Raw genomic sequence first — 13,581 nt, 5'->3', positions numbered from 1 at the left:
CTCAGGGCGCGCCGTACGGCGTGAGGAGCTGGTCGACGGGGGCGAAGTCGTCGGTCAGCAGGGGGGCGTCACCGATGAAGCGGGTGAGCTCCTCCCCCTCGGCGACCTGCCAGACCAGCTCCCGGTCGCTCAGCGCCGCGGCTATCTCCTCCACCGGGAGGGGCTGCTGCGACGCCACCGCGATCACGTTGCCGCCGTCCTCCCCGGCCAGCACCGGCGCGCGGGCCAGCAGGGCCACGTGGCCGAACACCTCGCGCATCGTGGCCAGCTCCGCGCGGACGAAGGACAGCGGCGGGTGGTCGATCAGGTTGACCGCGTAGACACCGTCGTCGGCCAGCGCCCGGTCCACCAGCTCGAGCGCCTCCCGGGTCGTGAGCTGCCAGGGCACCGAGAGCCCGCCGAAGGCGTCCCCGACGACGAGGTCGCGCTCCCCCACCGGCTCCTCGGCGAGCCCCACCCGGCCGTCGGCCACCCGCACCTGCAGCTGCTCCGAGGTCTCCAGCCCGAGCTGCTCGCGGTCCATGTCCACCACCTCGGGGTCGACCTCGACCACGAGGCTCTCCGTCCCCGGCCGCACCTCGGCCAGGTACCGCGGCAGGGTGAGCCCACCACCGCCCACGTGCAGCGCCGAGACCGGCTCGCCCGGGGGGAAGGCGGCGTCGGCGACCGCGGCGATCGCCCGCACGTAGGCGAACTCCAGGTGGGTGGGGTCGGCGAGGTCGACGTAGGAGTGCCGCAGCGTGTCGAGCATCAGCACCCGGCCGGAGGGCCGCTCCGGATCGGCCACCACCCGCGCGCAGTGGTAGGCGGTCTCCTCCTCGCAGGGCGTGGGGGCGAGCGCGGCGAGGCCGCCCCCCACCACGGTCAGGACGAGCAGCCCGGCCGGAACGGTCCGGGGCCCGCCGCCGCGCCGCAGGACCACGCCCACCGCCAGCCCGGTGAGCACGGTGACCGCACCGGTGGCCACCAGGATGACGCTGCTCGGCAACAGCGCGACCAGCACGAATCCGGTGGCGAACGTCGCCGCGATGCCACCCAGCGTGCCGATGCCCGAGAGCCGGCCGACGACGGCGCCGGTCTCGTCGAGGCTGGCCAGCTGCAGCTTCACCACCATGGGCGGGACGGCCGACAGCAACGCCGCCGGCACGACCACCGCCACCGCGGCCAGCAGCAGCACCCCGCCCGCGTCGGCGCCGCTGAGCAGCGAGCCGGTGAAGCGGACCAGCGGCAGCACGGCCACGATGAGCGCGCCGCCGGCCACCAGCAGCGGCGCCAGCAGCCGGCGCGGGTCGGTCCGGTCGGCCGTCGCCCCGCCCAGCCACGCGCCGACGGCGATCGCCGCGAGGGCGAACCCGATCACCGCGGTGCTCGTCTGCACCGTGACGCCGACGTAGGGCGCGATCAGCCGGAGGCCGACGATCTCCAGCACCAGGACGGCGCCCGAGCTCAGGAAGGTCAGCGCCGCGGCCACCCACGCCGGGAGCGCACCGCCGGGCGGCGGGGCCGGCGGCGGTGCGTCGACCGGGGCGGTGGTACGGGCGTCGTCCGCTGCCACGTCAGAAGAGCGCGGGCTGGTCGGCGGGCGCGTCCACGCCGTCGGCACGCGCCAGCAGCTCGGGGCCGTTGTTGCGGACGCTGTTCACCGCCGGGCTCACCGGCCGCAGCTCCAGGCCCTCGACGAGCTCCGGTGGGGTGGGGCGGGCCAGCTCCGCGACGTCCTCGCGGGCCGGGTCCAGCCACTCGGCCCAGCGCTCCCGCGGCAGCACCAGCGGCATCCGGTCGTGGATCTCCGTGAGGGCACCGGTCGCCGGGGCGGTGACGACGGTGCAGGTGTAGAGCCGGTCCTCGCCGGTGCCCCAGACCTCCCAGAGCCCGGCCATGGCCAGCACCGAGCCGTCCTCGGGGGTGATGAAGTAGGGCTGCTTGGCCGGGGAGTCCAGGCGCTTGGCCCACTCGTACCAGCCGTCGGCCGGGACCAGGCACCGCCGGGAACGCGCCGCGCTGCGGAAGGCGGGCTTCTCCGTCAGCGACTCCGCCCGCGCGTTGAGCATCCGGTTGCCGACCGACACGTCCTTGGCCCACGAGGGGACCAGCCCCCAGCGCACCGACCGGAGCTCGCGGTGGCCACCGCCGGTGGGCACCCCCTCGGCGTCGCGCTCCCGGGCGTGCCGCACCACGTAAACGTCCTTGGTCGGCGCCACGTTGTAGTCGGCGGCCAGCGGGGGCTGCCCGCCGGCGGGGACCGCCTCGAACTCGAGGGCGAGGTCCTCGGGCTTGCGGCTGGCCGCGTAGCGACCGCACATGGCGCCTCCTCGAGGGCACGGGGCTGTTCCCCACGCACTCTAGGTGCGCCCACCGACGGGTCGGTGCCCGCGCGTGCGGGCGCGGTCCCCGGGTAGGGCCCACTGTCGCAACGCCCGACGAGAGACGAGGATCACCGCGTGACCGCGACGCAGACCCCACCGACCGACCACCCGAAGACCGCCAGCGACAGCGCCGACCGGCGCTACGCCACGGTCAACCCCTTCACCGGTGAGACGGAGAAGGAGTTCGACTTCACCCCGACCGAGGCCATCGACGGGATCGTCGAGCGCGCCCACGCCGCCTACCAGGAGTGGCGCCGGCGGCCGGTCGAGGAGCGCGCCGCCGTCGTCCGGCGCGCCGCCGAGCTCATGGACGAGCGCCGCGACGAGCTCGCCGCGCTCATCACGCAGGAGATGGGCAAGCGCCGGGACGAGGCCAGCGGGGAGCTCTACCTGTGCTCGATGATCCTCAAGTACTACGCCGACAACGGCCCCGGCTTCCTCGAGCCGACGTCCATCACGCCGCTGATGGGCAAGGGCGAGGCGGTCGTGGAGACCCAGCCGGTCGGGGTCCTGCTGGCCATCGAGCCGTGGAACTACCCCTTCTACCAGGTGGTCCGCGTCGCAGGCCCGAACCTGGTGCTGGGCAACACCGTCATCCTGAAGCACTCCGAGATCACCCCGCAGTGCGCGGTGGCGATCGAGCAGCTCTTCGCCGACGCCGGGGCCCCCGAAGGGGTCTTCACCAACACCTTCCTGCGCATCTCCGACGTCGAGCAGGTCATCGCCGACCCCCGCATCCAGGGCGTGACCCTGACCGGCAGCGAGCGGGCCGGCAGCGCCGTGGCCGCCCTGGCCGGCAAGCACCTGAAGAAGTCGGTGCTCGAGCTCGGCGGCAGCGACCCGTTCATCGTCCTCGACGCCGAGGACCTCGGCGCCACGATCAAGGCCGCCACCATGGGCCGGATGCAGAACACCGGTCAGGCGTGCACCGCCTCCAAGCGGCTCATCGTCACCGAGGAGCTCTACGAGCCCTTCGTCGAGGGCCTCAAGCAGGCCTTCTCCACGTTCTCCCCCGGCGACCCCGCCGACCCGTCGACGTCCCTGGCCCCGCTGTCCAGCGAGCGGGCCGCCCAGGACCTGCACGCGCAGATCCAGGACGCGATCGACAAGGGCGCCACCGTGGTCGCCGGCGGGAAGCGGCCCGAGCACCCGGGCGCGTTCGTCGAGGCGACGATCCTCACCGACGTCACCCCGGAGATGCGGGCCTACCACGAGGAGCTCTTCGGCCCCGCCGCCGTCGTCTACAAGGTGAAGGACGCCGAGGAGGCGGTCGAGCTGGCCAACTCCAGCGCCTACGGGCTGGGCGCCACCGTCATGAGCGGTGACCTGGACCGCGCCCGGTCGGTGGCGGACCGCCTCGAGGCCGGGATGGTGTGGATCAACCAGCCCACCGGCTCCTCCCCCGAGCTGCCCTTCGGCGGCGTGAAGCGCTCCGGCTACGGCCGCGAGCTCTCCGAGCTGGCCATGTTCGAGTTCGCCAACCGGCGGCTGGTCCGCACGGTGCCGGTGAAGAAGGCCGAGAAGCCGCAGGCCGGCTGAGAAAGGACCCCCTGCCCCCCGCCACTCGCAAGCTCGCGGCGGGACCCTGCAGGGGGCCGTCGAACGGGGCCGGGTGGTGCGTTGCGGGCGACCGGGCAGGATGGTCCTCGTGACCGATGCCTGGGCGGCGCCGCACCACCCGTCCCCCGTCGACGCCGTCGTCACCCTGCCGGGGTCGAAGTCGCTGACCGCCCGCGCGCTCGTGCTGGCGGCGCTCGCCGACGGCCCGAGCCGGCTGGTGCGCCCGCTGCGGGCGCGCGACACCGATCTCATGGCCGCGGCGCTGCGGGCCCTCGGGGTGCGGGTCGACGACGACGGCGAGGACGTCGTCGTCACCCCCGGCACCCTGCGGGGCCCGGCCACGGTCGACGCCGGGCTCGCCGGCACGATCCTGCGGTTCCTGCCGCCGGTGGCGGCGCTGGCCGACGGCGCGGTCCGCGTGGACGGCGACCCGCGGCTGCACGAGCGGCCGAACGGCGGGCTGATCACCGCGCTGCGCGACCTGGGCGTGCGGGTCGACGACGACGGCCGCGGCCGCGCCCCGTTCACCGTGCACGGCACCGGCCGGGTGCGCGGCGGCCCGGTCGAGGTCGACGCCGGCGAGTCCTCGCAGATCGTCTCGGGGCTGCTGCTGGCCGCGGCCCGCTTCGACGAGGGCCTGGACCTCGCGCTGACCGGCGGGGTGCCCTCGATGCCGCACGTCGAGATGACGGTGGCCACGCTGCGCGAGCACGGCGTCGACGTCGCCGCCACCGACCGCGGGTGGCGCGTCGCGCCCGGGACCGTCGCCGCCCTCGACCGCGTCGTCGAGCCCGACCTCTCCAACGCCGCCCCGTTCCTCGCCGCGGCGCTGGTGACCGGCGGGCGGGTGACCGTGCGCGACTGGCCCGACGTCACCACCCAGCCGGGCGCCCACCTGGACCGGCTGCTCCCGGCGATGGGAGCCGAGGTGACCCGGACCCCCGAGGGCCTGCGGGTCACCGGCACCGGGGCGATCCGGCCGCTGGTCGCGGACCTGGGCGAGGTCGGAGAGCTCACCCCGGTGCTCGCGGCGCTGTGCGCGCTCGCCGACGGCCCGTCCCGGCTCACCGGGATCGCCCACCTGCGGGGGCACGAGACCGACCGCCTGCAGGCGCTCGACGAGGTCCTCACCGCCGTCGGCGCGCGGGTGCGGCAACTGCCCGACGGGCTGGAGATCGAGCCCGGGCCCCCACGGGCCGCGGTGCTCGACTCCTACGCCGACCACCGCATGGTCATGGCCGCCGCCGTCCTCGGCCTGGCGGTCGAGGGCGTCGCGGTCACCGGCCCGGACGCGGTCACCAAGACCCTCCCCGACTTCCGGGAACGCTGGGCCGGCCTGCTGGGCGAGCCGATCGGGGCCCTCTCCTGAGCGCGCAGCGCGGGGCCCGGCGCATGGACGAGGACGACGTCCGGGTCAGGCCCAGCCCTCGCGGCTCGCGCCCGCGCACGCGCACCCGGCCCACGCACGCCGACGCCGTCCCCGGCCTGGTGATCGCGGTCGACCGCGGGCGGATGACGGTGCGGGTCGAGGGGCCCGACGGCGCGCCGGTCGACGTCACGGCGATGCGCGCCCGCGAGCTCGGCCGGCACGGCGTCGTCGTCGGCGACCGGGTGCGGGTGGTGGGCGACACCAGCGGGCGCACGGACACCCTCGCCCGGATCGTGGTCATCGAGGAGCGGGCGACGTCGCTGCGCCGCACCGCCGACGACACCGATCCCACCGAGCGCGTGGTCGTGGCCAACGCCGACCTGCTGGTCGTCGTCACCTCGGTCACCGACCCCGAGCCGGCTTACGGCTTCCTCGACCGCTGCCTGGTGGCCGCCTACGCCGGCGGGCTCGAGCCGCTGCTGTGCCTCACCAAGACCGACCTCGCGTCGGCGGAGCCGCTGCTGGACCGCTACGCCGGGCTGAGCCTGGACGCGGTGCCGATGTCCCGGGAGCTCCCGCTGGAGGACCTCGTCGGCCGGCTGCGCGACCGGATGAGCGTCTTCGTCGGCCAGTCCGGTGTCGGCAAGTCCACGCTGGTCAACCGGCTGGTGCCCGACGCGCTGCGGGCGACCGGCGACGTCAGCAAGATCGGCAAGGGCCGGCACACGTCGTCGTCGGCGGTGCTGTTCGACCTGCCCGGCGGCGGGACGGTCATCGACACCCCGGGCATCCGCTCCTTCGGCCTGGCCCACGTCACCGCCGACGACGTCCTCTCCGCCTTCGAGGACATCGCCGAGGCCGCGACCGAGTGCCCGCCCGGGTGCGGGCACACCGCCGAGGACCCGGACTGCGCGCTGGACGCCTGGGCGGCCGCGGGACCGCCCGCCCGGGAGCAGCAGCTGGCCGCCCTGCGGGTCCTGCTCGGCGCCGTGGGCCAGGTCGGCCCCGGCTACTAGAAGGACCGGCCTTCCCCCCACGGCTCGCACGCTCGCCGCGGGCCCCTGAAGGCCGGCCGTTCCAGCACGTCACCACGCTCGGCGCGAGCCTCCGGACGGGGCCGTTCCAGCACGTCACCACGCTCGGCGCGAGCCTCCGGACGGGGCCGTTCCAGCACGGCTCGCACGCTCGCCGCGGGCCCCTGAAGGCCGGCCGTTCCAGCACGTCACCAGCGCCGCCGGCGGGGCTCGACGAACAGGTCGTCGGCCATCGGCTCGTCGACCGCCTCGATCCGCACGTCGTGGCCCCGTCCCGCGTTGTCGCCGCCGAGGGCCTCGGTCAGCACGCAGACGCCGGTCTGCACGTCCAGCCGCACCCGGTAGGCGCCCGGGTACTCGTCCAGGATGTGCTCCGGGTGGTCGCGGTACTCGTCCAGGTCCACCTCCCGCGAGCGGAGCAACGGGCAGCAGCCGCAGCGCGGCTCGTAGGCGTCGGTCGGCCGGACGACGGCCTCCCAGGCCGCCCGCCCGGCGTGCTCGACCTCCGCCAGGGACAGCACGTCCAGGGCAGCCACCAGCGCGTCGGTGTCCGGATCACGACCGTCGGCGAGCTCCGCCGGGTCGAGCATCGCCACCCAGTGGTAGTCCTGGTGCATCGGGTCGTCGAGGGCGTGGTCCCACGCCTCGCGCCGCTCCGCCACCAGCCCGTCCGGCCGGAGCCGGGGCCGCGGTTCCGCCTCCCGCGCCGGCTCCCGGACCACCTGCAGCGGCGCGCCGTCGACCGTCTCGACGCGGAGCAGGTCGGGACGGCGCAGCCACGCCCGGACGGCACCGGGCTTCCACCGGTCCTCAGGCCAGCTGACGGAGAACCGCAGCGTCGACCAGCGCCACGGTGAGGAGCGCGCGAGGGCGGCGAAGGTGTCGGGTGACGGGCGGAGCACCGGAGGAGTCTGCTGCCCGATCGGCTCCGGCGTCGAACGACTTGTCACCACCACCGCCTGTCGACCCGTCGAGGTGTCGACCGCGGGTCAGACCTCGACCCGGCCGCCGCTGCGCCAGTAGATCCCTGCCTCGCGGGTGAGGAACTGCTCGTCGACGAGGTACCGGCGCAGCGCCGCGACGTCCGGGTGCCAGACGGCGAGCAGCGCGTTGACCTCGCGCTCCGGGTAGCGCACCCCGGGTTCGAAGACCCGCACCAGGTGGTCGAGGACGACCAGCCGCTTGCTCCGCTGCGAGGGGATCGACACCAGTCGGCCGTCGCGCACGAACGCCGAGAGGACCGCGTCCTCCGCCGGGTCGTCCGACAGCGGCTGGGGTGCGGGCGCGGCCTCGGCGGCGGCCCGCGCGGCGGCGCCGAACCGCTCGGTGCGCAGCGCCAGGGCGTGGCCGTCGCGGTGCACCAGCCCCGCGCGCGCCAGCCGACGGGCCGCGAGCGCGACGTCCTTGAGCCCCAGCCCGGTGGCCTCGGCGACCTCCTCGATCGTGCTGGCGCCGAGCGCCAGGGCCGCGACCACCTTGAGCCGCACCGGGTCCGCGAGCAGCCCCGCGATCGTCGCCGCGTCCACGCCCCGACGGTAATCGGTGCATCGGCGGCGGACCGCCGGGTAGGGAGCGGGGCATGGTGAGCCCGATCGACATCCAGAAGGCCCTGGCCGGCATCGACTATCCCGCGAGCAAGGACGACATCGTCAAGCACGCCGAGCAGCACGGGGGCGACGGCGAGGTCGTGGACGCGCTCAAGAAGATCGAGGACCGCGAGTACGAAGGGCCCAGCGGGGTCAGTTCCGCCGTCTTCGACTGACGCACCGCTAGGTTGGGTGCCCATGACGTCGGGTCGGGGCTTCTCAGAGGACATGCGGCTGGCACACGTGCTGGCCGACCAGGCCGACTCGATCAGCATGGACAGGTTCAAGGCCCAGGACCTCACGGTCGACACCAAGCCCGACCTGACGCCGGTCACCGACGCCGACCGGGCCGTCGAGGAGCAGCTGCGCATCACGCTCGGCCGCGCGCGCACCCGGGACGCGGTCCTCGGCGAGGAGTTCGGCACGACCGGCCATGGGTCGCGCCGGTGGGTGCTCGACCCGATCGACGGGACGAAGAACTTCGTCCGCGGGGTGCCGGTCTGGGCCACCCTCATCGCGCTCTTCGACGGCGACGAGGCGGTGGTCGGCCTGGTCTCGGCGCCCGCGCTGAACAAGCGGTGGTGGGCGGCCAAGGACGTCGGCGCCTGGACCGGGCGCCGGCTGGAGTCGGCCACCCGCTGCCGGGTGTCGGAGGTGTCGCAGCTCGGTGACGCGAGCCTCAGCTACTCCAGCCTCTCGGGCTGGGAGGAGCGCGGCGGGTTCGACGGCTTCCTCGACCTCACCCGCTCGGTGTGGCGCACCCGCGCCTACGGCGACTTCTGGAGCTACGTGCTGCTGGCCGAGGGCGCGGTCGACATCGCCTGCGAGCCCGAGGTGTCGCTGTGGGACCTGGCGGCGCTGGACGTGATCGTCCGGGAGGCCGGTGGCCGGTTCACCGACGTCACCGGCGTCCCCGGGCCCGCCGGCGGCAGCGCCCTGGCCACCAACGGCCGGCTGCACGACGCCGCCCTGGAGCGGCTGGGGCAGACCGAGACGGTCCACCAGCTGACCTCGTCCCCGCCGGTCCCGCCGTCCTGATCAGGCGCGGGACGGCTCCACCACCGGGCCGGCCACGCGTGCGGGGACGACATCCGCGCCGGCACCTCGGGCGGCCAGCAGCGCCGCGCCGACGGCCGACGCGCTGCGCAGGTGCAGCACGCGCACCGGGCGCCGCAGCTCGTCGGCGAGCAGCTGCTGCACGAGCCCGGTCCGGGCGCCGCCACCGGTGACCACCACCGGGACGCCGTCGTCGGGCGGCCCGAGCAGCGCCGTCGCGGCGCCCACCGCCCGGACGACGCCCTCGACCGCCGCCCGCGCCAGGTGCGCCCGCGTGGTCCCCGGGTGCAGGCCGTCCCACCCGGCCCGGTCCCCGGGCCCGGCCACGCCGCCGCGCTCGCCGGTGAGGAAGGGCCGGAAGACCGCACCTCCCGCGTCGGGCACCGACGCCGCGGCCGCGAACAGCTCCGGCCAGGAGAGGCCGAGGACGCCGCACACCCAGGCCCAGGCCGAGCCCCCGTTGCGCAGCGCCGCCATCGCGTACCAGCCGCCCTGCGCGTCGGCGTAGCCGTGCACCGCCGGCTCCTCGACCGGATGCGGGGACCAGTCCGGGCGCAGCACCTGCGCGCCGGTGCCCAGGTTCACCTGGAGCCCCGTGACCGTGCCCGCCGCGAGCAGGGCCAGCGGGGTGTCCGCCGCACCGACGACGACCGGCACCTCCCCGAGCGGCAGCGCCGCGACGCCCACCACCTCGCTGCCGGGCCGTACCGCGGGGAGCAGCCGCGGCGGCACCCCCGCGGCCGCGGTCGCCGAGGGCGACCAGCCGTCCGCGGGGACGTCCCAGAGCAGCGTCCCGGAGGCGTCGCTGCGGTCGGTGACCGGCGGGCTGCCCGGCAGGAGCCTGAGTCGCAGCGCGTCCTTGGGCAGCAGCACGACTGCGGCGCGGTCGAGGACCTCGGGCTCGTGGCGGGCGAGCCAGGCCAGCACCGGCCCGGTCATCCCCGGTACGAGCGGGTTGGCCAGCGCGGCGCGGTCGGCCGCGGGGAGCGCCCGCCAGGCGGCCAGCTCACCGCTCGCCCGGGCGTCCGGCCAGAGCACCGCCGGCCGCACCGGCGCACCGGCGGCGTCGACCAGCACGGTGCCGTGCATCTGGCCCGACAACCCCAGCGCCCGCACCCGCGCGCCCCCGAGCGCCGGGGCGAGCTCGGCGAGCGCCCGGTCCAGGGCGCGCCGCCACACCGCCACGTCGATCTCGGCGCGGTCCGGGGCCGGCCGGTCGTAGCCGTACGGGGACTCGGCCTCGGCCACCACCGCGCCGCCGTCGTCCAGCGCGACGAGCTTCAGCCCGCTGGTCCCGAGGTCCGCGCCGAGGAACACCCCGCCCACGGCGCCGGTCAGCGCTCCGGGCTGTCGCCGTAGGCGTAGCTGCTGTCGACGTACCGCCCGCCGACGGCCGCGCCCGGCGGGGCTATCGCGTCGAGCCGGGCCAGGTCCCCGGCCGAGAGCTCGACGGCGGCCGCGGCGACGTTCTCCTCCAGGTAGGACCGGCGCTTCGTGCCGGGGATCGGCACGACGTCGTCGCCCTGCGCGAGGACCCAGGCCAGCGCCAGCTGGCCGGCCGTCACCCCCTTCTCCGCTGCGAGCTCGCGGACGGCGTCGACCAGCCGGAGGTTCGCCGCGAACGCCTCGCCGGTGAAGCGCGGGTGGCCGCGCCGCCAGTCGTCCGCGCCGAAGTCCTCGGGGCTGCGGATCGCCCCGGTCAGGAAGCCGCGGCCGAGCGGGCTGAACGGCACGATCCCGATGCCGTGCTCCCGCGCGACCCCGAGCACCTCCTCCTCGAGGTCGCGGGTCCACAGCGACCACTCGCTCTGCAGCGCCGCGATCGGGTGCACGGCGACCGCCCGGCGGATCGACGCGGCGCTGGCCTCCGACAGCCCGAGGTGGCGCACCTTCCCCTCGGCGACCAGCTCGGCCATCGCACCGACGGTGTCCTCGATCGGCACCCGCGGGTCCACCCGGTGCTGGTAGTAGAGGTCGATCACCTCGACGCCGAGCCGGCGGAGGCTCGCCTCCGCGCAGGCCCGCACGTTCTCGGGGCGGCCGTCGATCCGCACTCCGCCGTCCGGCGTGCGCGACAGGGAGAACTTCGTCGCCAGCTGGACCTCGTCCCGGCGCCCGGCGATCGCCTCCCCCACCAGCTCCTCGTTGTGGCCGCTGCCGTAGACGTCGGAGGTGTCGAGGAATGTCACGCCGAGCCCGAGCGCCCGGTGCACGGTGGCGATCGACTCCGCGCGGTCGGCGGCGCCGTACATCTGGCTCATGCCCATGCAGCCCAGACCGACAGCGGAGACGGGAAGCCCGTCACGGCCGAGCGTGCGGGTGGGGACGGCGGAGGGCGGGGCGGCGGGCATGCCCCGCATCCTGGCCCGTCCGCGGTCGCGCCCGCCACCGCCGCCGTTTCTTTGCCGGGTCGACGGGTAGCCGGAGCGGGCACCGATCGAACCGGAGGACCCCGATGAGTTCCAGCCGCACCCGTCCCGGTCCGCGCCGCAGCGCCCGCGTCCTGGGCCTCGCCAGCACCGGCCTGGGCGTCGCGATGCTGCGCGACCCGAAGGGCGTCGCCCGGTTCTCCGGGGTCGACGACTCGGCGACCGCGCTCTCGGTGATCCCGCTCGTCGGCGCCCGCGAGCTGCTGCACGCCCTGCCGCTGCTCGCCGGCCGGCCGGGCTGGGCCTGGACCCGGGTGGCCGGCGACGCCGTCGACCTCACGGCGATGGGGGTGGCCCTCTCGCACCGCGGTGGGGAGCGCGGGCGCCGGCTGCGCAACGCCACGGTCGCCGTCGCCGGGCTCGCCGTCCTCGACCTGCTCACCGCCGTGCGCGCGAAGCGGCGGGGCAGCCGCACCGACGCCCGCGAGCTGCTGCCGACCTCGGCCCCGTGGAAGAGCGCGATCGACGTCTCCGCGGCCACCACGGTGAACAAGCCGCCGCACGACGTCTACGCGCGCTGGCACGACTTCTCCCGGCTGCCCGAGTTCATGGCGCACGTGCGCGAGGTGAGCACCACCGGCGTCGGGCGCTGGCGCTGGGTGGCCGAGGCGCCGGGCCGGCGCACCGTGCAGTGGGAGGCCGAGGTGGTCGAGGAGTCCCCCGGCGAGCGGATCCGCTGGCGCTCGCTGCCCGGCGCGGACATCGAGAACGCCGGCGTCGTCGAGTTCCGCCCGGCCCCCGGGGACCAGGGCACCGAGGTGCGCGTGCGGCTGGCCTACGCGCAGCCCGGCGGCAAGGCGGGCAAGGCCGTGGCGAAGCTGTTCGGCGAGGCCCCGGACCAGCAGATCCGCGACGACCTGGCGCGCTTCAAGCAGATCCTCGAGACCGGGCAGGTGGTCCGCTCCGAGGGCACCCCCGAGGGGCCGCTGGCCCGCCGGATGGCGAAGCAGCAGCCCGCCGCGCCCCGCTCCTGACCCCGCCGACTCCCGGAAGGACCACCCCCGTGCGCGCCACCCAGTGGATGGGCAAGAACCACGTCGAGGTCAACGAGGTCCCCGACCCCGTACTGCTCAACGACCGCGACGCGATCGTGAAGATCACCTCCACCGCGATCTGCGGCTCCGACCTGCACCTGTACGACGGGTTCATCCCCACGATGAAGAAGGGCGACATCCTCGGCCACGAGTTCATGGGCGAGGTCGTCGAGGTCGGCAAGGGCGTCTCGAACCTGCGCGTCGGCGACCGCGTCGTCGTGCCGTTCCCCATCGCCTGCGGCGCGTGCAACGCCTGCGAGCGCGGACTGTTCTCCGTCTGCGAGAACTCCAACCCGAACGCGGGCATGGCCGAGAAGCTCTGGGGCCACTCACCCTGCGGCATCTTCGGCTACTCGCACCTGGTGGGCGGCTACCCGGGTGGCCAGGCCGAGTACGCGCGCGTGCCGTTCGCCGACGTCGGCCCGCTGAAGGTCGAGGACGACCTGACCGACGAGCAGGTCCTCTTCCTCACCGACATCTTCCCCACCGGCTACATGGGCGCGGAGATGTGCGACATCTCCGGCGGCGACGTCGTCGCGGTGTGGGGCGCCGGGCCCGTCGGCCTGTTCGCGGTGGCCAGCGCGAAGATGCTGGGCGCCGAGCGGATCATCGCCATCGACCGCTTCGACTACCGGCTCGACAAGGCGCGCGAGGCCGGCGCCACCGACGTCCTGAACTACGAGGAGGTCGACGTCCTGGATGCGCTGAACGAGCTCACCGCAGGCCGCGGGCCCGACGGCTGCATCGACGCGGCCGGGCTGGAGGCCACCCACCCCACCGCCGCGGTCGACGCCTACGACCGGGCGAAGACGGCGGTGATGGCCGAGACCGAGCGGCCGCACGCGCTGCGCGAGGCGATCATGGCCTGCCGCAACGGCGGCACCGTCTCGATCATCGGGGTCTACGGCGGGCTGATGGACAAGTTCCCGGTCGGCTCGCTCATGAACCGGTCGCTGACCGTGCGCACCGGCCAGGCCCACGTGCACCGCTACCTGAAGCCGCTGTACGAGAAGATCCGCGACGGCGAGATCGACCCCACCTTCCTCATCTCGCACACGCTGCCGCTGGACCAGGCGCCGCGGGGCTACCGGATGTTCCGGGACAAGGAGGACGACTGCACCAAGGTGGTCCTCAAGCCCTGACCCCG

At 75.3% G+C, this 13,581-nt stretch carries 13 protein-coding genes; 7 read left to right on the top strand and 6 right to left on the bottom strand.

What is annotated here, in order from left to right:
• Position 1: 1 nt before the first annotated feature.
• Together ACI794_RS01125 and ACI794_RS01120 are read right to left on the bottom strand one after the other, a co-directional pair.
• A complete protein-coding gene (locus ACI794_RS01125; RefSeq protein WP_456602097.1) occupies positions 2–1,555 on the bottom strand; it encodes a fused MFS/spermidine synthase in 1,554 nt (517 codons plus the stop codon).
• 1 nt (position 1,556) lies between these two features.
• On the bottom strand, positions 1,557–2,303 hold the full coding sequence (locus ACI794_RS01120) for an SOS response-associated peptidase (protein WP_456579220.1): 747 nt from the start codon (positions 2,301–2,303) through the stop codon (positions 1,557–1,559).
• A 138-nt stretch (positions 2,304–2,441) separates the two neighbouring features.
• Between ACI794_RS01120 and ACI794_RS01115 the strand changes: the two genes are divergently transcribed.
• The 3 genes from ACI794_RS01115 (at position 2,442) to rsgA (ending at position 6,311) form a co-directional block, all read left to right on the top strand.
• Positions 2,442–3,905 carry an NAD-dependent succinate-semialdehyde dehydrogenase gene (locus ACI794_RS01115; RefSeq protein WP_456602096.1) on the top strand — a complete coding sequence of 488 codons (1,464 nt, stop codon included), beginning with the start codon at positions 2,442–2,444 and terminating at the stop codon, positions 3,903–3,905.
• Positions 3,906–4,014: 109 nt separating this feature from the next.
• On the top strand, positions 4,015–5,295 hold the full coding sequence (gene aroA, locus ACI794_RS01110; protein ID WP_456602095.1) for a 3-phosphoshikimate 1-carboxyvinyltransferase: 1,281 nt from the start codon (positions 4,015–4,017) through the stop codon (positions 5,293–5,295).
• Positions 5,296–5,318: 23 nt separating this feature from the next.
• On the top strand, positions 5,319–6,311 hold the full coding sequence (rsgA, locus tag ACI794_RS01105; protein ID WP_456602094.1) for a ribosome small subunit-dependent GTPase A: 993 nt from the start codon (positions 5,319–5,321) through the stop codon (positions 6,309–6,311).
• Positions 6,312–6,517: 206 nt separating this feature from the next.
• On the opposite strand, the gene ACI794_RS01100 is transcribed toward rsgA, so the two are convergent.
• Together ACI794_RS01100 and ACI794_RS01095 are read right to left on the bottom strand one after the other, a co-directional pair.
• Entirely contained in the window at positions 6,518–7,231 is a 714-nt protein-coding gene (locus ACI794_RS01100; protein WP_456615507.1) for a hypothetical protein, read from the bottom strand.
• Positions 7,232–7,318: 87 nt separating this feature from the next.
• Complete coding sequence (locus ACI794_RS01095; RefSeq protein ID WP_456615506.1) at positions 7,319–7,855, bottom strand: DUF2087 domain-containing protein; 537 nt, start codon at positions 7,853–7,855, stop codon at positions 7,319–7,321.
• A 53-nt stretch (positions 7,856–7,908) separates the two neighbouring features.
• Here ACI794_RS01095 and ACI794_RS01090 point away from each other — a divergent pair, with 53 nt between their 5' ends.
• Positions 7,909–8,091: a DUF2795 domain-containing protein gene (locus ACI794_RS01090; protein ID WP_456615505.1), complete on the top strand. Its 183-nt coding sequence runs from the start codon at positions 7,909–7,911 to the stop codon at positions 8,089–8,091.
• Positions 8,092–8,143: 52 nt separating this feature from the next.
• The gene (hisN, locus tag ACI794_RS01085; RefSeq protein WP_456602091.1) at positions 8,144–8,953 is read left to right on the top strand and encodes a histidinol-phosphatase; all 810 of its coding nucleotides are present in this window, start codon (positions 8,144–8,146) and stop codon (positions 8,951–8,953) included.
• On the opposite strand, the gene ACI794_RS01080 is transcribed toward hisN, so the two are convergent.
• Complete coding sequence (locus ACI794_RS01080) at positions 8,954–10,297, bottom strand: FGGY family carbohydrate kinase (protein WP_456615504.1); 1,344 nt, start codon at positions 10,295–10,297, stop codon at positions 8,954–8,956.
• Between the two features lie 8 nt (positions 10,298–10,305).
• Positions 10,306–11,322, bottom strand: a complete 1,017-nt coding sequence (locus ACI794_RS01075) for an aldo/keto reductase (protein ID WP_456615503.1) — start codon at positions 11,320–11,322, stop codon at positions 10,306–10,308.
• A 104-nt stretch (positions 11,323–11,426) separates the two neighbouring features.
• Here ACI794_RS01075 and ACI794_RS01070 point away from each other — a divergent pair, with 104 nt between their 5' ends.
• Positions 11,427–12,374, top strand: coding sequence for an SRPBCC family protein (locus ACI794_RS01070; RefSeq protein ID WP_456602088.1), 948 nt, complete (start codon positions 11,427–11,429; stop codon positions 12,372–12,374).
• A 29-nt stretch (positions 12,375–12,403) separates the two neighbouring features.
• On the top strand, positions 12,404–13,576 hold the full coding sequence (locus tag ACI794_RS01065; protein WP_456602087.1) for a zinc-dependent alcohol dehydrogenase: 1,173 nt from the start codon (positions 12,404–12,406) through the stop codon (positions 13,574–13,576).
• The last annotated feature ends 5 nt before the right edge of the window (positions 13,577–13,581 follow it).

It is taken from the genome of Blastococcus sp. SYSU DS0541 (genome assembly GCF_054050875.1).
This window is presented reverse-complemented; position numbering and strand designations above follow the sequence as displayed.

Excerpts from the sequence above, each read along its gene's own strand:
- ACI794_RS01120 (WP_456579220.1), bottom strand. The coding sequence starts at position 2,303 with ATGTGCGGTCGCTACGCGGCCAGCCGCAAGCCCGAGGACCTCGCCCTC.
- rsgA (WP_456602094.1), top strand. The coding sequence starts at position 5,319 with ATGGACGAGGACGACGTCCGGGTCAGGCCCAGCCCTCGCGGCTCGCGC.
- ACI794_RS01090 (WP_456615505.1), top strand. The coding sequence starts at position 7,909 with ATGGTGAGCCCGATCGACATCCAGAAGGCCCTGGCCGGCATCGACTAT.
- hisN (WP_456602091.1), top strand. The coding sequence starts at position 8,144 with ATGCGGCTGGCACACGTGCTGGCCGACCAGGCCGACTCGATCAGCATG.
- ACI794_RS01075 (WP_456615503.1), bottom strand. The coding sequence starts at position 11,322 with ATGCCCGCCGCCCCGCCCTCCGCCGTCCCCACCCGCACGCTCGGCCGT.
- ACI794_RS01070 (WP_456602088.1), top strand. The coding sequence starts at position 11,427 with ATGAGTTCCAGCCGCACCCGTCCCGGTCCGCGCCGCAGCGCCCGCGTC.